Raw genomic sequence first — 20,545 nt, 5'->3', positions numbered from 1 at the left:
GCGGCTAGTCCGTTTTACAGCTATGAACCTGCTCAAACATCTCCCGAATGCCATGACCTGCGGCAATTTGCTATGCGGGTGTATTGGACTGGTTATGGCCATGCGTGGCTATCTCGATACAGCAGCCTGGTTAATTGGCGTAGCTGCCATTCTCGACTTTGGAGATGGCTTTGTGGCCCGTCTGGTGAAGGTGTCGGGGCCGTTTGGCAAGGAACTGGATTCACTGGCCGATATGGTTACGTTTGGCGTTCTTCCCGCGACCATCATGTTCCAGCTTTGCTGGTATCAGAATCTGGGGAGTATTTCATACGGTGCTTTCCTGATCGCTGTGTTATCGGCTCTGCGATTAGCCAAATTCAATATCGACACCCGCCAAAGCGACCAGTTTATTGGGGTGCCTACGCCTGCCAATACCATGTTGATTGCGGCTTTTCCGCTCATGCATACGTATCAGCCCCAATACGATGCATTCTGGCAAAATGATTACGCCTTAGGAATGATCATCGCTTTTTCATTCCTGATGGTCTCCGAAATTCCCCTCTTTGCGCTAAAGTTTAAGTCGTTTGGATGGGCCGAAAATCGAATAAAATATAGTTTTCTGATTGCATCCGTGCTACTGCTGTTATTTTTGCAGTTTGCAGCCATTCCCCTGATTATTCTGCTATATATCGTTGTTTCACTAATCTCAAATGAGCGAAAGAGCGAAAGAGCGAAAGAGTGATCATCCCACTCCCAATTCACTCTTTCACTCTTTCACTCTTTCACTCCTTACCAATGAAGTACATCGCCGAAATCAACATCATGACCCGTTCGGAAATTCTGGACCCGCAGGGCAAAGCCGTAAAACTGGGTTTGCATAATCTCCAGATGGACACCATCGATAATGTTCGGATCGGAAAACACATCCGGCTTGAAGTGGATGCCGATACCGAAGAACAAGCTCGTACCACCGTTGATTCGGCCTGTCGCCAGCTACTGGCCAACCTGATCATGGAAGAGTATTCGTTTGAGCTACAGCCCGCTTAAACGTACATATCCTTTTTCTACAAAGGCGCAGCTATCACAAAGAAGGACACCTCATAACCAATCAATTATTGGTCGACGTTCTTTGTGATGGCTGTGCCTTTGCGTTGACGATGCATACCATTCTGGAGGATTCCTTTGTACCTTTGCCGACTATTTGATTTTGACGAATGAATACCACTTACGCTAGTATTAAAGGGTTAGGCTTCTACGTTCCTGAAACCATCGTAACGAACCAGGATTTAACCCAACATATGGATACCTCGGATGCCTGGATTCAGGAACGGACGGGGATAAAGCAACGACGCTACTTCACTTACGGTAAAGATACCAACGCCAGCATGGCTACCGCTGCCTCGCGCATGGCCCTCGATCGATCCCAGGTCGATACTAAAGAAGTTGACCTGATTGTTTATGCAACCATCACGCCCGACTATTACTTTCCCGGTTCAGCCTTTCTTATGCAGCGTGAATTAGGTCTGGAAGGCGTTGGCGTGATCGACATTCGGAATCAATGCTCCGGCTTCGTTTATGCACTTTCCATTGCCGATCAATTCATTAAAACCGGCATGTATAAGACCATACTGGTTGTCGGCTCAGAGATCCAATCAACCTTCCTGAATAAAAGTAATGAAGGGCGGGGGGTAGCCGTCATTTTCGGCGATGGAGCCGGGGCTGCTGTCGTACAGGCCACGACCGACCCAGAACACCGCATCTTATCAACTCATTTACATGCCGACGGACGTTATGCCGAAGAATTATACGTTCGGGACCCTGGCAGTAGTCGTGAAGGACGCTGGCTTACGGAAGAAACCCTGTCAGGTGGCAACTACAATGTAACCATGAACGGGAACGCCGTCTTCAAGCATGCTGTCGTACGGTTTGCGGAAGTCATTCAGGAGAGTTTAGCAGCCAATGCGTACAAACCGGAAGATCTGGCCTTATTGGTTCCTCACCAGGCGAATATCCGAATCTCGGAGTATGTTCGTCAACAGATGAACTTGCCTGAAGAAAAAGTCTTCAACAACATTCAGAAGTATGGCAACACAACGGCAGCTTCTATCCCGATTGCATTAACCGAAGCTTATGAAGAAGGGCGTATTAAACCCGGTGACCTGGTCTGTCTGGCCGCATTCGGCAGCGGATTCACCTGGGCATCAGCACTGATCAAATGGTAATGATTGAATTGTTGAGTGACTGAATTGTTAATTTATTCAATCATTCAGTCACTCAACAATTCAATCATCAATAAGTCCCCACCGAAAGCATGACCAGGGTACAGGCTTCGATGGTCTCGACTCCCTCTGCCCGAAGCTGTTTGTCAAATTCGGGGTTTTCGGCACCGGGGTTAAAGATAACCCGTTTGGGTTTTAGCCGTTTAATATACTCATACAATTTAGGTTGATTTTGGGGTCCTACATACATCGTTACTGTATCGATCCCCTGTAAATCTGGCTCGCCAGTCCGGATAGGATGTCCTTCGATGTCCCCCTCCCGCGATCCCAGTAATTCTATAGTATGGCCATGTTGAAGCAAACGGTAAGCAGCCAGATTGGCATAGCGCCCAGCTTTAGCGGTTGCTCCAACTATAAGCGTTTTTTTCTTCTGAGCATTCATTGTCATAGTAGTACGAAGGCATAATATACCTTTCTATACACTTAACCAATCTGGAGAAGAAGCAGTTTCGAAGCCATTAACACCCGCTTTATCAATTAAATTTACTATTGACATTACTTATGCTATAAATTTGTTCATTATCAATAGCTTATCATATTAAGTGAGCATTTTAAAAGAATCTTGGTAGTAAAATCATTATGTTACAACTATTTTGCCCTATAGTTGTTAAGGACTCATCAGAAAGCTCATATCCGGCTGAAATTCACGGCTATCATAAAAATCATCGGTCATGGATGCCAAAGACAAACAGAATTTTTGGAATGAAAAGTGGACACCGATCGTGTTTGAAGGTATTGAAAACCCTCCTCATTACGAAGTCTCCAACTATGGACGGCTTCGTAGCTTCCAATCGGCTCCCACAAATCGTTCATCAAGTCCTTCCGGCCATACACCGGGTAAACCCATAAAAGGCTCTGTAATTCAGGGCTATAGATCGCTTAACATCCGATCTGGCGGTAAAACTATAAATCGGTATATCCACAAACTGGTAGCCGAACATTTTGTTACGCGTAGCCATCCCGATCAGACGTTTGTGATCCATCTTGATCATGACAAACTCAATAACCACTTCCAGAATCTGCGATGGGTTACAAAGGCTGACATGATTGAGCATAATCGGAATAACCCTAACCTTAAAAACCGGCTAATCCCTCGTCAGACCCGTAATTATAAACTAACCGAAAGCAAGGTCAAAATCATCAAGAAACTTCTACTAAACGACAAAAATCGGTTAAAGATGATTGCCAAGCAGTTTGGTATCACCCATACACAGTTAAACCGGATTCGGTCAGGCGAGAACTGGAAACATGTTACGATTGAGTAACATTCTCATTTGAGTGTGTGTAAGGGCTATCGCGTGCAGTCTTAAATCCGACTGCTCGAAATCTCTATATAAGGCTATTTGTTAGCGCTGGGCAATACTAAATTGCTTAAGTGTAGTAGCATTCCAATGGCAAATCCTTCAAAACTCACATTCAGATTTTGAAGGATTTGTCCTGTTCTCTTTAATAATTCACATCGTCGCCAACACCAAGTCCTGGTGCACCTGCCAGCGGCATCGAGACAAAAAACGAGGTTCCTACACCTTCATCTGTTTCGAACCAGATGGAGCCACCAGCATGTTCAACACCACGTTTGGCAATCCACAGGCCAACGCCAGATCCCCCTCCTTTTGTACTGAAATTGGGCAGAAAAACTTTATTCCGAATGGTTTCGGGGATGCCCACCCCATTGTCATGGACTTCAATCAAAACCGAATCGCTACCGGTCGAAAGCTTCAGATCGATTACAGGCTTCCGGTCAGTCGGAACAGATTGAATAGCATTGATCAGCAGGTTAGTCATGATTCGACCCATAAACTGCCGATCCCCCATAACCATAATAGGCCCTTCCACACTCTCTCGTCGAAGTGTAATCCGTTTGTCATCAGCATATAAATCTGCCGTTTTATTGAAGACGCCCGTAACTTCAAATTCTTCTTTTTTGGGCATCGGCATCTTGGCAAACTCAGTAAATGAGTTGGCAATGTCACTGATGTTATCAATCTGATCCAGCAACGAATCGAATGTTCGAAGGATCACCTTACGCGAAGGATCTCCATTTAAGCCTGCTGCGTCCTTTCCATTGTTCGGGAATGTTCGTTGCAGATGCTGCAACGTTAATTTCATGGGTGTCAATGGATTTTTGATTTCATGAGCAATCTGTTTGGCCATTTCCCGCCATGCCGATTGTTTTTCTGTTTGGGCCAGCGCAAGCTTGCTTTCTTCGAGTTTCAACAACATCCGGTTATACTCACGAATCAGCAGGCCAATTTCATCGTCCGACTGCCAGGGTAACGGATCGTTCGGACGCTCCAGATTGGTTTTCCTAATTTTTTGCGTCAGCAGTCGAAGCGGTTTGGTCAGCATATGCGATGCGAAATAGGATAAGATCAGAAAGAACAGGAATAGAGCCGTGAAAATGCTCAATGATGTCGCAATAACCTCAATGATTTTCCGGTCAAGTTCGGGTTGAGCGTAGAAATACGGAATACTCAATACCCCCAGCAGGTGCCCATCGTACGACTTAATACTGGCATAGGCCGTCCGATAATTCAGCGTTCCCAGCGATTCGTCGAGCAAAACCTGGTTCTCCTTATCTTCAATAATATGGTTGTAGGCTTCCGGATTGATCCGTTTGGAAAGATATCCCCTTTCATAAATGATCGGGCGCGTCGATGTGTATAACCTCCCCTGAGCGTCGAACAGATTAATATCGATGTTGGCATCACGGGCAATCTTCCCTAATTCTTCTTCCATCGATGCCTTGCTCCGCTTTTGCGCATACAGATGTTCGTCGAGGTAAATCAGAAAGTTAGACGCAATATTCCGGGTATTGACAATATAGGTATCTTTCTGGTTATCAACATAATTTGAACTTATTACGCCCAGAATTATGAGGATCACGAAGATCAACGGCAGAAAAAAAGCCAGATTCAACAGGATCTGAATCCGGGTCGAATAGTTGATGTTGAATTTGGAGAATCGATAATTGATCGCATAGCAGGCAATGACCAGAATGACGGTCAGCACCAGCAAGAGGTATAGAAATGAGAAATTGGAGAATATATTCCGAAACGGGTACTCTGGCGACGATACCACCACCACACGACCATTCTGGCCTCTTTGTGCTATGTGCTGATAATGATTACTGGATATCCCGGTTGTAAATAAAGCCGGATTGTTCAGCAGCGAAAGTTCAAGCTGCCGGTCATAATTATAATTTCCGGGAGAGCTATACCAAAGCTTATACTGTACGGGGCCGGTTAATGCTTTACCCGGATCGGGCCCGGTAAAAAAGGCATAGCTGTATTCCTGCGTATCCTGATTTTGGCTAAACTTTGTATCAACCAGCAGTCCAGGATACACGCCTTTAGGCCGTTCTTTTCGAAGCCGGAGGTCGAGCACAACATACCCCATCGTATCAGTTGATGACGTTCCTGATTGGAGAGCCGAACCCGCTGGCGCTACTGACCGAAGAATCGGCACAAAGCACACATACTGCTTTACAAATTGGTTGTCCGCTTCGCTGACAAAGTAAATGCCTGCATACTCCGTTTTATAAGCCTCCTGACGATACCGCGCCGTCAGCGACGATAGCGAAACGGGATCAGGGCTAATATCGAGTGGGCGGCCATTCGACCGAAACGAAAACACCTCAATATCGTACTTGTCGAAGTATTTATCCAGGTGTAAACTTTTCACCCGGTGCTGTATTCGCTCACGAACCAGGAGCGTATCGGTTCGCAGCGCACGAGCAATCTCCGCATCTTTCTGAATCGACTCCTGCGCTTTACTCATCAGGAATTCGCCAAATACATCGTTTTCGGCCAGAAGCTGGGCAGCAAATTCCTGCTCATGGTTTAACTGTTTCCGAATCTCCTGATTATAAACGACGTACGACGTCATTACTGCGCAAATGAACGCTGCCAGAAACAGATAAATGGACGTTTTATAACGAAATGTATAAAGCGTTTTGGGTAATTGACTTACATATATAACCAGAAAATAGATTCCATTCAGCAGAAAAACGGGTTCCAAAGAACCACCCACCAACAACCAGATACCTGCACTTAATACGGAACCAGCCATGATCAATGCCAGGCCAATGCCGACATGATTGATTCGGTTGTAGCGCAAAAACAGGCTCGCCAGTAAATGCGTAACCAGAAAATAAATACAGGATATAATAATAAAGACTACCAGACAGGCGATCTTCAGAAATGAAAAATGGATGTTAAGGGTAATATCAAGCGTAAACTGCGACTTTTCGTAGATGTTGGTCAGCTCAATATAGCATAGAGTAAATGTCACATAACCAAGCACAACACAGCCTACCGATACCACCAGTTTCAGCCAGTGGGGCTGCTTGAGCAACCAGACATAGAACTGCGAACGGAAATAGTACCTCACCCAGTAAAAAGCCAGGATGGCCATTACCAGTGCATTGAGCAGCAAGTCGCCCAGAGATGGAACTAGTATCGAGGATGCATAATATTTAGGATTGAACAGGTCCGATTCGATGAATAAAAACGGAACCCCGAAAAAAAGCATAACGGCCCGCAACAGCAACAGATAGGTTGCCAACGCCACAAAGCCCCATTCATAACGCCGTTTTTTCCGGAGTCGAACCATAAGCTGTAACACATACAACCCCAGAAAAATAACTCCCAATGTAGCCAGAATGACCGTGTTGACGGGGGTAGTGTGGTTCCGATACGCATCGACTTTAGGCGGCACTACCGAAAACAGGAAGGCTGACGTATTATCGTAGATAGCCTCGTAGGTATTGAGCCGTTTGTCTGTAACAGATTGCGGATCAAGCGAAAATATATCTGGGTTATAGCCTGACTGTAAATAGGCGTTATTGCTGTGATAATACCGATGGATATTCACTAACGAATAAGCGTCCAGTACATTGCCTCCAGCCGCAATACGACGATGGCTAACCACAAAACGCCCCTGCTCGAAGTCAATTAATTTCGGTATGGTTGTTACAACCGATAACTGACCATAATCGGGCACAAACCGATAGTCCGACCAGTATTCTAATCGACCATCGCGAAAGACAAAGAATGGGTAATGCGAAGGCAGCCTGAAGTAGTCAGTAAATGTGGGCTTGGCATTTCTGACCAGTAATGCCGATACACTATCCAATTCGGATGTACTCACCTGCATCTCTTCCTTCACCCGCTGCTGCACTGCACTTAGGTATTGCTCATCGGTAGCACCAGGTTCATTCTGTTCCAGAAAAAGGAAATACAGAACTGAACAGCCGATTGTTACTGCAGCCAGGAGCAGAAAAATATGTTTTTCGATACGCTTCACCAGGTGGGCAAACTTGTCTTTCCCGAAAACCATCCCTAAAATCATGCCAAGATTTTAGCCTAGGACTAATAGTCGATAGAACTAGTAACCATTCAGGCTAGCAGCGCATTGATTACCAACCCTATCGACTATTGAACCTTAGACAGTTTTTCTACCGTATAGCCTCCAGTTTCATAGCCTATTTCAGCACCAAATACATAAAGCAAATGCTTGCGGTCGATAATGACCTGTACCCCTTCTACGTTATACACTTCGTCGGAGGGGCCAGGCAGGTCGAAACCCAGTAACCAGGATGACCCACAACCTCCCCCCCGGATACCCACGCGTAATCCGTACTCGCCGGGAATTTTATTAGCCTGAAGTGTGTCCAGTATCTGTTGACGGGCTTCAGGTCGAACGCGAACGGGATTATCTAGTGTGAGCATACATTCTGGAGATTTAGCGTTTGCTATTCAGTTCAACTGCAAACGCTAAACCTATTAACGTTTAAAAAACCCATTTTATCAAAATTACCATTTTTACGGAACAACGTTCCTTCTTTTTATGGATCTAGTGAGCGATTTTCTCAAACTGATTGTACCTGCGGGACTAGTACTTTATGGAATGTATCTGACGGTCAAATTATTACTCGAACGTGAAGCCGACCGGCATCGCTATGATGTGCAGGCCCGCTATACGGAAACCGTTGTACCGATCCGATTACAGGCATACGAACGAATGGTTCTGTTTCTGGAACGTATCAGCCCCAATAACCTATTATTACGCCTAGGCAATAGTTCAACCACCGTCATCGAGTTCCAGCAGCGGCTTCTTCAGGAAATCCGGGATGAGTATAACCATAACCTGTCGCAGCAGGTATACATGAGTCAGAAGGTATGGGATCAGATTCAGGCAGCTATGAATGAAGTGGTTACCCTGATCAACCAGGCATCGGGCGATACGCGGCCTGACGCACCCGCCATCGAACTCTCCAAACGAATTTTTGAACGGATTATTCAAAAAGATCGCCAACCAACGGCTGATGCGCTTCGTGCCGTGAAAGAAGAAATTCAAGCCATGTTTATGTAATGCGAAGATGCGGCCTTTCGAAAAGATGACGGAATTCCGCATCTCTGCGTTACTCAAAACACTGCCGACGATACCATCAGGGCTTTTTGTAGAGCTGACTGGTTGATGGATAGTGCAATCTCCTCATCCAACAGGGTTTGGATAATTTCTTCAGTTGGGAGATTCCCGGTTAACGCATCGGCTGCCATTGGGCAGCCACCAAAGCCTCGTAGAGCACCGTCGATACGGTTAACCCCAGCCCGAATGGCTGCTCGTATTTTTGCCCCAGCCTCACCCGGACGTGCATGCAGGTGGGCCCCAAATTCAACCGACGGAAACGTTTGAATCAAGTGTCGAAAAAGCATTTCAATCGCTTCGGGCGTCGAGGAGCCGATGGTATCGGATGGGGCAATAATACCTACCCCCAGTTGCAGTAGCTTTTCCGTAAAGTCACTGACAATGGCTGGACTATATGAGTCACCATAAGGATTGCCAAATCCCATCGACAAATAAACGACCAACTGCTTACCCGACTCTACACAAAGCGACTGCATATCAGCCACTTCAATAAATGCCTGAGCAATTGACTTGTTGGTATTACGTTGCTGAAAGGTTTCAGAAACGGATAAGGGAAAGCCAATGTATTGAATTTGTGGATAGGCGACCGCCTGTTCGGCACCTCGCCGATTGGCCACAATGGCCAGGAGTTTCGTCGACGTAGACGTTAGATCAAGGCCCGCCAATACCTCGGCAGTATCCCGCATCTGAGGGATCGCTTTCGGCGACACGAAACTGCCAAAATCCAGCGTATCGAATCCAACCTGTAAGAGTGTATTCAGGTACTGAATTTTGAGGTCAGTCGGAACAAAATGGTCTAGTCCCTGCATTGCATCGCGGGGGCACTCGATTAGTTTCATCGACGTACAGTTTGACGCGTCAGAAAGGCGAACATGAGCATCACCACTCCACAGATCGCTAGCCCCCCTGCTTCGCGGGCCATTTCGATATTCAGGCTTCGCATACCCACTTCACTGAACAGAAACCCTTCAAATTTCGGAGGCCATTGATACGCTGCTGACGCAAAAAACAGGACGGCCAGTACAACAAAAAACCACCAGCGCCCCAGATTGGCGTAGGCCATAAAACAGGCTGCGGCCGCCACGCCATAAATAGGAATCCAGACTTCAGGGTCAGGATCGTTGTATTGGAATGCCGCAAATAAAACAAACAACAGTCCGAAAATGATCGCCAGTGTTTTACGCATGTTTTACTAGAAGTTAAGTGGAGTTAGAACGATACATACGGTGGCAGGAATAAGTTTCTCGAGCAATGTTCCTACTCTTTTACCTCACCTGATTAAAATCAATCGTCTAGTGACAATATTCTGCTACGGCATTGGCAGCGTCTACATAGCCTAGCGTTTGGGCCTGCTTCAGACTCAGGCAGGCCGACTCACGGTCGTTTTGCAAAACCTGGGCAATACCCAGCCCATAAAACGCTTTCCCAAATTTAGGATCAGCCTTAACAGCCTGCTGAAAATCGGCAATAGCCCCTGCCAGATCTTTCTGCTGGAATCGGAGGTTTCCCCGATTATAGAAAGCCTGTGCATTTTGCGAATCTAACGCTATGGCCTGCGAAAAATCCGTCATAGCTGGTTGAATCTGCCCCTGGGTCGCAAACAATTGCCCCCGGTTCAGAAAGAGTTCAGCGCTAATTTGTTTGCTCGTATCAGGAGCCAGCCGAATCGCTTCCGAATAATCTTTCAAGGCACCTGTCAGATCATTTTGAGCCACTTTTAGGAGCCCACGGTTATAATAGGGCCGATAGAAATTGGGCTTAAGTTTAATAGCCTGATCATAATCGAGGGTGGCATTGGCATATTCCTTTAGTTCAAAATACGCCACTCCTCTCGAATTAAACGCTTCCACATTCCCGGCATCGGCATTAATGGCCTGATTCAAGGCCTGAACGGCTTCCCGAAATTTTCCTTCTTTTAAATACCCCCTCCCCTGTTCCAGGTAGTTGTCTGATGAGTTGCAGGCAAAGCATGCCAACAAACTAATGTAGATTAATCGCTTCATGATGATAAATGATTGAATGAGTGAATAGTTGAATGATTGAATAGCATCAACTTCACTATTCAATCATTCAACCATTCACTCATTCAATCATTGATTTTTTACAAAGGTATGCCCGAAAATTTGTCGTTGACGAATAGTTGTATAACTTTGCATCGGCAAATCGGTGCTACCAGCTCCTGCTGAATCCCCCAGGTCTTGACCGAAGCAAGGGTAGGTGGTTGTAGCGGTGAGACATTGGTTTGCCATTTTTTATTTCCGCCTATTGCGGTTATGTCGTTTAGGGGTCATGCATTTAGCACTATCAGGCCGCTAAATTCCGAAAACCCAACATGCATCTACTGAACCAGCTTACTACCTCGTTTCAGCAACATTTCCAGGCCGACCCGCTGTTAATCTGCTCTCCAGGCCGTGTCAACCTCATTGGTGAACATACCGATTACAACGAAGGATTTGTGCTTCCAGCCGCTATCGATAAAGCCATATACCTGGCTGTTGGCCCTCGTACCGATCACGAACTACACTTTGTAGCCCATGATCTGAATAAAACATATCAGGGTTCACTGTCTCATCTGGAACCGACGCATACCTGGGCGGATTATATTCTGGGTGTAGTTGCCCAAATGCGACTGGCTGGTTACGACTTTCCCGGCTTTAACTGTATTTTCAGTGGAACGATTCCGATGGGCGCAGGTCTTTCATCGTCAGCAGCGCTGGAAAATGGTGTAGGCTTTGCCCTGAATGAACTGTTTGGGTTAGGTCTCGAACGTATCGACCTGGTAAAATTGTCACAGCGAGCTGAGAATGAGTTTGTAGGCGCAAAAGTGGGGATCATGGATATGTTTGCCAGCATGATGGGCAGGGCTGACCATGTTATCAAACTCGATTGCCGCTCCCTCGATTATACCTATGCTCCTCTACAAATGGAGGGCATCTGTATTGTTCTGTGTGATTCTCAGGTCAAACATTCGCTGGTTACGTCTGAATACAACACCCGCCGGGCCGAATGCGAAGCAGGTGTCCGTTTCCTCCAGACCTTTTACCCTGACATTAAAAGTCTGCGCGACGTAACGATGGCTATGCTCGACCAGCATTTACGGGATACCGAGCCGTTGATTTACCGGCGTTGTGCCTACGTTGTTCAGGAGAATGCCCGCTTACTGGCTGGCGTTGAAGCTCTGGAAGCAAACGACATAGCCACTTTTGGTCAGTTGATGTATGGCTCGCATGAGGGCTTGAGCAAGAACTACGAAGTTAGCTGCCCCGAACTGGATATTCTGGTCGACATTGCTCGAACACATCCAGGTGTATTTGGGGCTCGAATGATGGGAGGAGGCTTTGGCGGATGCACCATCAATCTAGTCCGTGAAGAGGCCCTTGACTCATTTACTGAATTGATTACCAAACAATACAAAGCCCAAACCACTAAAGATACGTACCTTCACGTCTGTAAAATCCAGAACGGAACAGGTATCGTCAAAAACCAATAGGTTAGTAAGTAAATAAGCCAAAACAAGACTTATACACATACTGACCGCAGATCAATTAATAACTCTATTTTACCATGAAATTTTTCATTGACACGGCCAATCTGGCCGACATTCGCGAAGCCCAGCAAATGGGAATTCTCGACGGGGTGACAACCAATCCTTCTCTGATGGCCAAAGAAGGCATTACCGGAAAAGATAATGTAATGCGCCATTACAAAGAAATCTGCGACATCGTTCAGAACGACGTTAGCGCAGAGGTTATCTCGGTCACTTACGACGAAATGATCAAAGAAGGCGAAGAGTTGGCTGAGATCGATGAGAACATCGTAGTAAAAGTGCCGATGAGTGCCGACAGCATCAAAGCCATTAAATATTTTTCGGAAAAAGGCATCCGTACCAACTGTACGCTGGTATTCTCGGCAGGTCAGGCTCTGCTGGCAGCCAAAGCCGGGGCTACGTACGTATCGCCGTTCGTAGGTCGACTAGACGATGTTTCGACCGATGGTATCGAGCTGATTCAGCAAATCGTAAATATTTATACCAACTACGGCTATACAACTGAAGTACTGGCTGCGTCGGTACGTCACCCAATGCACGTTATCCAATGCGCTGAAATCGGCGCCGACGTAATGACGGCTCCGTTAAGCGTTATGAAAATGTTGCTCAACCACCCATTGACCGACATTGGTCTGGCTAAATTCCTGGCCGACCACGCAAAAGCTGAGAAAAAGTAATATTTAGGGTATTCGGTTTACAGATTACGGTGGCTGGCGCGTTTTAGGTTGCGTTAGCCACCGTAATCTGTAAACCGTAAACCAAAGCCGATTTATGTTCTCCTCTGAACCCGTTCTTACTCTCGACCACGCCGATATTTATCAGGGCAAGAAATTAATCCTGGGCGATGTATCGTTCCGAATCGATAAGGGCGATTTTGTTTATTTGATTGGCCGTACGGGAAGTGGAAAAACATCCTTACTAAAAACATTATACGCCGATCTGTGGATGCAGAACGGTAAAGGCTCAGTGGCCGGTTTTTCGCTCGACTCGCTAAAGCCCCGCGACATTCCGATGCTGCGCCGGAAAATTGGCATTGTCTTTCAGGACTTTCAGCTGTTTTTCGACCGTTCAGTAGAAGACAATCTTAAGTTTGTTCTGAAAGCGACGGGCTGGAACAATAAGACAGACATGAACAACCGCATTGCCGACGTGCTAATGCAGGTAGGTTTGGGGACTGCTCAGAAAAAAATGCCTCACCAGCTCTCGGGTGGCGAACAGCAACGAGTTGTCATTGCCCGTGCTATGCTCAATGAACCACTGATTCTTATTGCCGACGAACCAACCGGAAACCTTGATCCGTCGGTGTCGGACCAGATCATGAAAGTATTTCAGGCTATCAACAATGCCGGTACGGCTGTACTGATGGCTACGCATAACTATGACCTGCTGAACAAATACCCGGCTCGCGTATTGCGTTGTCAGGAAGGGCAGGTTATCGAGCTGGCCGGTTAACCATTTGCTCATTTTTTAGACTGACCTTTTCTCCTATGCCTTTTGGTCGTCGCCCTTTCCTACGTTCACTAGTAGCCGGTGCGGGTGCTTCTTTACTCGCTTCGAATCAGGCTGTTCAGGCTGATTCGCCTACCAAAACCGCATCTGTTTCCTGCAATTCCTATTCCTGGTTGACTTTCTATAACCGACAGGGAAAAACCTGGATGGCCGACCCGGATGCTTCTCTTCAGGAGTTTGTTCAGGCAGGTCTAACGGCTTATGAACCTGCGGTCAACACCGCCGATGATGTAGTCAAACTGATTCCATTACTGGCTAAGTACAAACTGGCAATGCCATCGTTGTATGTAAACAGTACACTCCACCGGACCGACGAAGCCCAGAAATCAATTGATTCCGTTTTAAGCATTGCTGAAGCGGCCCGCCAAGCTGGTACCACCACTTTTGTAACCAACCCTAGTCCGATCCAATGGGGTAGTGAAAAAGACAAAACCGATGCGGATTTGGCTGAGCAGGCCAAAAACCTTGACCGATTAGGTGCTGAATTACGCAAGCGAGGTATCACCCTGGCCTATCATACCCATGCCCCTGAGCACCGGCAGGCCGCCCGTGAGTTTCATCACATGCTGCTGGCTACAGACCCAAAAAATGTGTCGCTCTGTCTGGACGCCCATTGGGTATATCGTGGTTCCGGCAATTCGCAGGTGGCCCTGTTCGACGTTGTGAAATTGTACGGCAAGCGCGTCGTAGAAATACACATCCGACAATCGCGTGAGGGCATTTGGCAGGAAACATTTGGCGATGGCGACATCGATTACCGTCGCCTGACTACCGACCTGAAAGCACTGAATGTTCGACCTCTGTTGGTTCTGGAACAATGCCTTGAAAAAAGTTCACCCAATACCATGGGGCCAATTGAAGCGCACAAGCAGGATTTAGTCTACGCCAAAGAGGTATTTTCAGGATTAATCGGATAATGAAACAAAGAGATTAATTGACGGTTATTTATGCTGATAGCTGCCATATAGCTATCAGATAATTACCAACATAATTAAACTCACGTTAGCATTATGCAACCCAATATTGGTCTTGAAGAAGATGTTTTAAAACAGGACAATAGCCTGCTTAACGACTTTCTGTCGGATTTACACGTCCTGTATATCAAAACCCGAAAATATCACTGGAACGTGGCTGGGCCGAATTTCATGGAATACCACAAATTCTTTGAAAGTCAGTATAAAGCCATCGAAGCCGAAATCGATGAAGTTGCTGAGCGAATCCGGCAGTTGGGTGGCAAACCACTGGCTACGATGGCCGAATTCCTTCACAATACCAGCTTAAAAGAAGATATTGGTGCACCTAAAAGTACAGCCGATATGTTCAAACACCTGCTCTCCGACCACGAGCAGATCATTCGTGAACTTCGCGACGACGTTGATAAATGTGCCGACGAACTCAATGATGCCGGTACTGCCGACTTCCTGACGAAGTCGATGGAAGATCATGAAGCGATGGCCTGGATGCTACGAAAATACCTTTCGTAGGGAATAATTGATACTATACAATGTATAATTGAGGAGTTCTTCGCTTTTCATTATACATTGTATAGTATCAATTATTTTCACCTGTGCCCAAATCACTTTCTCTTCGCTCTGGCCTTGGTAGTGTCTTATTCTGGTCGGTTATTTCAGCCGCGTTTATTGGCCCCGGTTCGGTAACAGCCTGCGCAAAAGCTGGCTCTCAATTCGGTTTAGACTTACTCTGGGTATTGACGTTTGCCACACTTGGCACCGTCTGGCTGCAGGAAGCAGCCGCCCGTATTACCATTGCCACTGGCAATGACCTTGGACAGGTAATCACCCAAACCTATACAGGCACGAAAGGAAAATGGGTTGCCTGGTCCTTGTTTCTGGCTATTTTTCTTGGATGCGCAGCCTATCAGGCCGGAAACATTCTTGGTGCCGTATCTGGATTAGCGTTATTGACCGGAGCATCTGTTCCTACCCTGACTGTCGGCATAGGGTTGGCCTGTATCCTCCTGCTCTGGGTTGGTTCAACGCAAAGTCTGGCAAATTTTCTGGGAATCATTGTTTTTGCCATGGGCGGGGCCTTCGTTTATGTAGCCTTTGGCGCTCCTGTTACGCCAACCGAACTTACGACAGCCCTGGTCGTTCCCAATTTCCCATCAGGATCGTTATTACTGATCAATAGTCTGATTGGTACAACTATCGTTCCCTATAATTTATTCTTTGGCTCCAGTATTGTACCCGGCCAGTCGCTGAGCGAGATGCGGCTGGGCATCTGGGTAGCTGTTATTCTGGGGGGAATTATTTCCGTTGTGTTATTATTAGCCGGGTTGCTGATTCCCGGCGACTTCTCGTATCCACACATGGCTCAGGTACTTACCGATCGACTGGGAACATGGGCTGGTTCTTTATTTGCCTTTGGCTTATTTGCGGCTGGACTGGCTTCGTCGATTACGGCTCCCCTGGCCGCTGCCGTTACGGCACAAAGTTTGTTAGGCGTTCCCAAAAATTCGCCGATCTACCGGGGTATTTGGTTAGTGGTTATGCTAACCGGCCTTATGGTGGGGTTGTCCAATGTCAACACCATTGATGTGATTGTAGCCGTTCAGGCGATCAATGGTATTCTACTTCCTTTTGTAACGATCTTCCTGTTTGCAGCCGTCAACAACCGAGCTTTATTAGGCAATACATATTGCAATTCGCTGGCCCAAAACATAGCAATGGGCCTTGTGGTGCTTGTTACGGCTATTTTAGGATTATGGAACGTCTGGTTGGCTTTCAAGGCATAACCCATAAAAAAAGGAGGCTGATTTATGGCCTCCTTTTTTTATCTTATTTCTTCTTATTCACCTCTCGTTCAAGCTGTTCGATTCGCTTTTGCTGTTCAATTAGCCGAAGAGTCATTTCTTCATTCTGCTTTACGAGCGTGGCGAGTAGAGCCGTCAAATCAACGCCCTGTTTGACCATTTCGGTAGCACTGGGTATGCCGGGCAGGTGTTTGTTCTGCTGAACGTATTTTTCGACTTCGGTCAACGACGGGAGTTTGTACGATGGAGCAAAAACATAGTCGGCCCATTGATTTTCCGACGATGGTTGCACACGCATGGCTGTAGCCGATAAATGCGCTCCTAACGTCACATCACCTTTTTCATCAACTGTGAGGAACTTAGCAGCCGTTGCGTTATTGACTGGCGAGTTTGCCGTCATATTCGTTAGCCGAAGGCCACTACGCCCATCCGTACCCGCAGTTAATTCGAGCCGATTTTGGGGAGTTGAAGTACCAATACCCACATTAACGTTATTACCCAGAACCATAGCGTTACTGGTTAACACCCGAGCATTGGCGCCAATGGCTGTTGCATTCGATAAGCCAACTCCTACCCCGATGGCATTAGACCCGATCAGCGTATTATCCTGTCCGTTTATCGCATCAACGCCCGAATTTGGCCCTATAAACAGGTTCCGGTTACCACGTTGGTTTCCCTGACCGGCATTGAAACCAATAAACACGTTATCACTACCGTCAGTATTGAGTTTACCCGCTTCGTATCCGACAAAGGTATTGTGGCTACCAACTGTATTGGGGAAGCCTGCTTTATAGCCGAAATACGTGTTGTACGAGCCAGTTGTGTTACCCTGCCCCGCCTGACTACCCATAAAGGTATTGTAAGTGCCCGATCCACCGACAACCGCACTTGTACTTTGGCCGATGATCAGGTTATAGGTGCCGTTTGGCGATTGAAAACTGACGGCCTGATTATCAGGCGTAACTACCTGACTCTGGGCGTGCAGCTCTGCCATAAGGCCAGAAGTAATCAGGGCTAAAACGAGAGTAGAAACTTTCATAGTAAAATGGATACGGAAATACTTGGTAAATATAGCAAAAATCATTCCGAACTATACCTACCAATCCCCTATAGATGAATGCTTTAATTAACCTAAAATTTACTATTCGGTAAATACGTGACTACTACTCTGCGTATAGACTTCTGAGCACTCCATTTAATTTAAGCAAGATGAACCTTTAGCCGAATGCAAAACAGATTACCTTTGGTAAACCACCGTGCGCCATTCACTGCTAGCTGATCATATAGTTGATCTTTTTTAGCTCGCCCCTTTGTAAATCTATTGGGTTCGTAAGCTTTTGACGGGATTCATAAGAGCCGCTTTAATGGCCTGATAACTGACTGTCAGCACAGCGACGGCTACAGCCAGTCCACCTGCCAGTGCAAAGAACCACCATTCTACCTCAATTTTATAGGCAAAGTCCCGTAGCCACTGGCTCATGATGTAGCCAGCAATTGGCGACGCAATCAGCAGAGCGATAAAAATTAGCTTCAGATAATTGGTCAACAACAGCGTGATAATGCTGGCCGCTGAGGCTCCCAGTACTTTTCTGACACCAATCTCCTTGGTGCGCTGATGGGTTGTAAAAGCCGCCAGACCGAACAGCCCCAGGCAAGCAATCACTACTGCCAACCCAGCGAAAATACTGACGAGCTGCCCAATCCGTTGATCAGACTGATACATGGTGTTGAATCGTTCGTTCAGAAAGGAATAGGCAAACGGATTGTCAGTTTCTGCCTTCCATCGTTGCTCGATAGTCGATAGCAAACTAGGTATATCATCCGTCCGGATACGCAAGGCCAACTGTCCATTGTCGCCACCGTAGAACAACAGTAATGGAGCAATGCGCTGGTGCATGGATTCGAAATGAAAGTCTTTTACCACACCAATAACGGTATATGTCTGTTTACTTCCTTCGGTACCATCGCCCACTGTCGAAAGCTGTTTGCCAATGGGCGAATTTTTAAATCCATATTCCCGGACGGCAGCCTCATTCAGCAGAACGGCAGATTTATCGGATGGATAGGCTTTCGAAAAGTTACGCCCCTGCGCCAAACGAATACCTAACGTAGACAGGTAATCATCATCAACGTAATAGCTTTTTGTACGATAAATTCCGCTTCGTACTCCATCCTGAATCTGAATGCCATCTACACTTTGGCTCGATGATCCGGCAGGTAGAAACCCAGCCTTCGACACCTGGATTACCGATGACAATTTAGCCAGCTCATCCCTAAATGCATTTAGTTTTGGCCCAAGTACATGAGTATCGTGCAGGACCAGCACTTGTTCTTTATCGAAGCCAACCTTCTTGTTCTGCATAAACCGCAGTTGCTGGTTAGCGACAATGGTAGCAATCATCATTCCTATCGAGACAACAAACTGAACCGTCACCAAGGCATTACGAAGCCAACCACTCCGTAAATTAACCTGCATTCTGCCGTTAAGCACCATAATGGGTTTGAACGACGAGAGTACAAAGGCCGGATAGCTACCAGCCAATAGGCCAATCACCAGACAAGCTACGACTACCCCAACGAGCATCTTTCCATTCAAAATGGCACTGAGCGTAAACTGTTTTCCGGCTAGTGCATTGAAACCTGGCAATAGGAACAAAACGAGTCCTAGTGCCAACCCCAGGGCCAGAAAGGTGAGTAAAACCGATTCAGTTAGAAACTGACTAACCAATTGCTTACGAACGGAACCCAATACTTTACGGATACCCACTTCTTTAGAACGCCCTGCCGACCCGACGGTGGATAGATTCATGAAGTTGATACAGGCCAATAAAAGAATGAACAGCGCGATCACTGAAAAAATATAGACGTATTTGATATCGCTATTAGGCTCTAACTCATCATCTAAATTAGAACGTAAATGAATGGATTTAATAGGCTGAAAAACAAAGCCAAAGCCATTCCCTTTTTGCAGGAACTCAGACAGTGTCATACCAAAGAATTCCTTTATTTCTGAGGCCATGTATTTGCTGACAAACCCCCGACTTATGCCTTCCACCTGCTGGATAGAATACCCTTCCCGAAGCCGTATATAGGTGTAGGCACCACTAGCCAGCCATTTATTGCCTGTTTTGACGGACAGTAATGAGCCAAACATATCGCAGTGGAAATGCGTGTTTGACGGCACATCTTCACATACACCCGTTATCCGAAAAAGGCCTAACTTCCCCATTGACAACGTCTTCCCGATAGGGTCGGCCTGACCAAAATATTTATGAGCAATCGTTTTCGTAAGGACTAGTGTATTGGGTTCAGTGAGCACTTTTGTCTGGCTGCCTTTCAGCATGTGGAAGTTGAACATTGAGAAGAAATTCGAGTCGACAAAAGACACATTTTCCTCTTTAACGATATTCTCACCTTGTTTTACCAGGAATGCCCCCTCCCGACGCAAACGAGTAACAGCCTCTACCCCAGGGCATTCTTGCAGGAGAGTCTGTCCGGTTGGCCCACACGCATAGGCCAGGTTAATATCCTTTGCATCCACTCGGCCATGTAAGGTCACACGATACAATCGATCGGCATGGGCATGGTAGCGGTCATAGCTTAATTCATGCAGCACGAACAGCACAATCAGCAGGCAGGTTGCCAGTCCTACAGCTAAGCCGACAATATTGATAGCGGTAAACGCTTTGTGCCGCCACAGATTACGGAAAGCGATGGTCAGATAGTTTGAAAGCATATTCGAAAGCAAAGGTTTAGGGTACTTGTAATCAATGATTCTGGAGGGCTCAGCTTTTTGTCGTTTGGCAAAGAAGGGCGTCAAACAATGAAGAACAGCCCAGATGTACGCACGTCGGGCACGGGCAGGTCCTATCTCAATTACCTGCTTATGAAAGGTTTCGTATAAGTCGCCCTGCACATAATCCAGTAAATGGGGAGCAACAAACCATTCCAGGAGTCTGTCAGCCCAGCGGGGTGGCAATTGTCGGCCAGATTGCGGGGAAGTAGGCTTTCTACCCATGCGTTTAT

19 protein-coding genes are annotated in these 20,545 nt (G+C 46.6%); 11 read left to right on the top strand and 8 right to left on the bottom strand.

The window, feature by feature from the left end; translation table 11 throughout:
• Nucleotides 1–22 precede the first annotated feature (22 nt).
• From pssA to BGO59_RS13240, 3 genes are all read left to right on the top strand, one after another.
• Nucleotides 23–721: a CDP-diacylglycerol--serine O-phosphatidyltransferase gene (gene pssA / locus BGO59_RS13250; protein WP_293684094.1), complete on the top strand. Its 699-nt coding sequence runs from the start codon at nt 23–25 to the stop codon at nt 719–721.
• A gap of 53 nt (nt 722–774) precedes the next feature.
• Nucleotides 775–1,026 (top strand): phosphoribosylformylglycinamidine synthase subunit PurS, encoded by a 252-nt coding sequence (gene purS / locus BGO59_RS13245; protein ID WP_080059983.1) that lies wholly within the window; start codon nt 775–777, stop codon nt 1,024–1,026.
• Nucleotides 1,027–1,193: 167 nt separating this feature from the next.
• Nucleotides 1,194–2,201 carry a 3-oxoacyl-ACP synthase III family protein gene (locus BGO59_RS13240; RefSeq protein ID WP_293684093.1) on the top strand — a complete coding sequence of 336 codons (1,008 nt, stop codon included), beginning with the start codon at nt 1,194–1,196 and terminating at the stop codon, nt 2,199–2,201.
• Between the two features lie 67 nt (nt 2,202–2,268).
• Here BGO59_RS13240 and BGO59_RS13235 read toward each other — a convergent pair whose 3' ends face one another.
• A complete protein-coding gene (locus BGO59_RS13235; protein WP_293684282.1) occupies nt 2,269–2,640 on the bottom strand; it encodes a CoA-binding protein in 372 nt (123 codons plus the stop codon).
• A gap of 289 nt (nt 2,641–2,929) precedes the next feature.
• Here BGO59_RS13235 and BGO59_RS13230 point away from each other — a divergent pair, with 289 nt between their 5' ends.
• Nucleotides 2,930–3,523 carry an HNH endonuclease gene (locus BGO59_RS13230; RefSeq protein WP_293684092.1) on the top strand — a complete coding sequence of 198 codons (594 nt, stop codon included), beginning with the start codon at nt 2,930–2,932 and terminating at the stop codon, nt 3,521–3,523.
• Nucleotides 3,524–3,704: 181 nt separating this feature from the next.
• On the opposite strand, the gene BGO59_RS13225 is transcribed toward BGO59_RS13230, so the two are convergent.
• Both BGO59_RS13225 and BGO59_RS13220 read right to left on the bottom strand, forming a co-directional pair.
• Nucleotides 3,705–7,610, bottom strand: coding sequence for a HAMP domain-containing sensor histidine kinase (locus tag BGO59_RS13225; protein WP_293684091.1), 3,906 nt, complete (start codon nt 7,608–7,610; stop codon nt 3,705–3,707).
• An 83-nt stretch (nt 7,611–7,693) separates the two neighbouring features.
• Complete coding sequence (locus BGO59_RS13220; protein ID WP_293684090.1) at nt 7,694–7,990, bottom strand: iron-sulfur cluster assembly accessory protein; 297 nt, start codon at nt 7,988–7,990, stop codon at nt 7,694–7,696.
• Nucleotides 7,991–8,108: 118 nt separating this feature from the next.
• On the opposite strand from BGO59_RS13220, the gene BGO59_RS13215 reads away from it, so the two are divergent.
• Entirely contained in the window at nt 8,109–8,633 is a 525-nt protein-coding gene (locus tag BGO59_RS13215; RefSeq protein WP_293684089.1) for a hypothetical protein, read from the top strand.
• A 53-nt stretch (nt 8,634–8,686) separates the two neighbouring features.
• Here BGO59_RS13215 and BGO59_RS13210 read toward each other — a convergent pair whose 3' ends face one another.
• From BGO59_RS13210 to BGO59_RS13200, 3 genes are all read right to left on the bottom strand, one after another.
• Nucleotides 8,687–9,529, bottom strand: a complete 843-nt coding sequence (locus BGO59_RS13210) for a hydroxymethylglutaryl-CoA lyase (RefSeq protein WP_293684088.1) — start codon at nt 9,527–9,529, stop codon at nt 8,687–8,689.
• Nucleotides 9,526–9,876, bottom strand: coding sequence for a transmembrane 220 family protein (locus BGO59_RS13205; protein WP_293684087.1), 351 nt, complete (start codon nt 9,874–9,876; stop codon nt 9,526–9,528). Before BGO59_RS13205 ends, BGO59_RS13210 begins: the two co-directional genes overlap by 4 nt.
• 106 nt (nt 9,877–9,982) lie before the next feature.
• The gene (locus BGO59_RS13200; RefSeq protein WP_293684086.1) at nt 9,983–10,693 is read right to left on the bottom strand and encodes a tetratricopeptide repeat protein; all 711 of its coding nucleotides are present in this window, start codon (nt 10,691–10,693) and stop codon (nt 9,983–9,985) included.
• 329 nt (nt 10,694–11,022) lie between these two features.
• On the opposite strand from BGO59_RS13200, the gene galK reads away from it, so the two are divergent.
• The 6 genes from galK (at nt 11,023) to BGO59_RS13170 (ending at nt 16,501) form a co-directional block, all read left to right on the top strand.
• Nucleotides 11,023–12,180, top strand: coding sequence for a galactokinase (gene galK, locus BGO59_RS13195; protein WP_293684085.1), 1,158 nt, complete (start codon nt 11,023–11,025; stop codon nt 12,178–12,180).
• 74 nt (nt 12,181–12,254) lie between these two features.
• Nucleotides 12,255–12,914, top strand: coding sequence for a fructose-6-phosphate aldolase (gene fsa, locus BGO59_RS13190; protein WP_080057086.1), 660 nt, complete (start codon nt 12,255–12,257; stop codon nt 12,912–12,914).
• Between the two features lie 94 nt (nt 12,915–13,008).
• Nucleotides 13,009–13,689 (top strand): cell division ATP-binding protein FtsE, encoded by a 681-nt coding sequence (locus BGO59_RS13185; RefSeq protein WP_293684084.1) that lies wholly within the window; start codon nt 13,009–13,011, stop codon nt 13,687–13,689.
• Nucleotides 13,690–13,724: 35 nt separating this feature from the next.
• On the top strand, nt 13,725–14,663 hold the full coding sequence (locus BGO59_RS13180) for a sugar phosphate isomerase/epimerase (protein WP_293684083.1): 939 nt from the start codon (nt 13,725–13,727) through the stop codon (nt 14,661–14,663).
• A gap of 93 nt (nt 14,664–14,756) precedes the next feature.
• Nucleotides 14,757–15,230, top strand: coding sequence for a DNA starvation/stationary phase protection protein (locus BGO59_RS13175; protein ID WP_293684082.1), 474 nt, complete (start codon nt 14,757–14,759; stop codon nt 15,228–15,230).
• An 83-nt stretch (nt 15,231–15,313) separates the two neighbouring features.
• Nucleotides 15,314–16,501, top strand: a complete 1,188-nt coding sequence (locus BGO59_RS13170) for an Nramp family divalent metal transporter (protein ID WP_293684081.1) — start codon at nt 15,314–15,316, stop codon at nt 16,499–16,501.
• Nucleotides 16,502–16,544: 43 nt separating this feature from the next.
• On the opposite strand, the gene BGO59_RS13165 is transcribed toward BGO59_RS13170, so the two are convergent.
• On the bottom strand, nt 16,545–17,558 hold the full coding sequence (locus BGO59_RS13165; protein WP_293684080.1) for a hypothetical protein: 1,014 nt from the start codon (nt 17,556–17,558) through the stop codon (nt 16,545–16,547).
• Between the two features lie 279 nt (nt 17,559–17,837).
• Nucleotides 17,838–20,537, bottom strand: coding sequence for an ABC transporter permease (locus BGO59_RS13160; protein ID WP_293684079.1), 2,700 nt, complete (start codon nt 20,535–20,537; stop codon nt 17,838–17,840).
• Nucleotides 20,538–20,545 lie beyond the last annotated feature (8 nt).

It is taken from the genome of Spirosoma sp. 48-14 (genome assembly GCF_001898575.1).
Taxonomy (GTDB): domain Bacteria; phylum Bacteroidota; class Bacteroidia; order Cytophagales; family Spirosomataceae; genus Spirosoma.
This window is presented reverse-complemented; position numbering and strand designations above follow the sequence as displayed.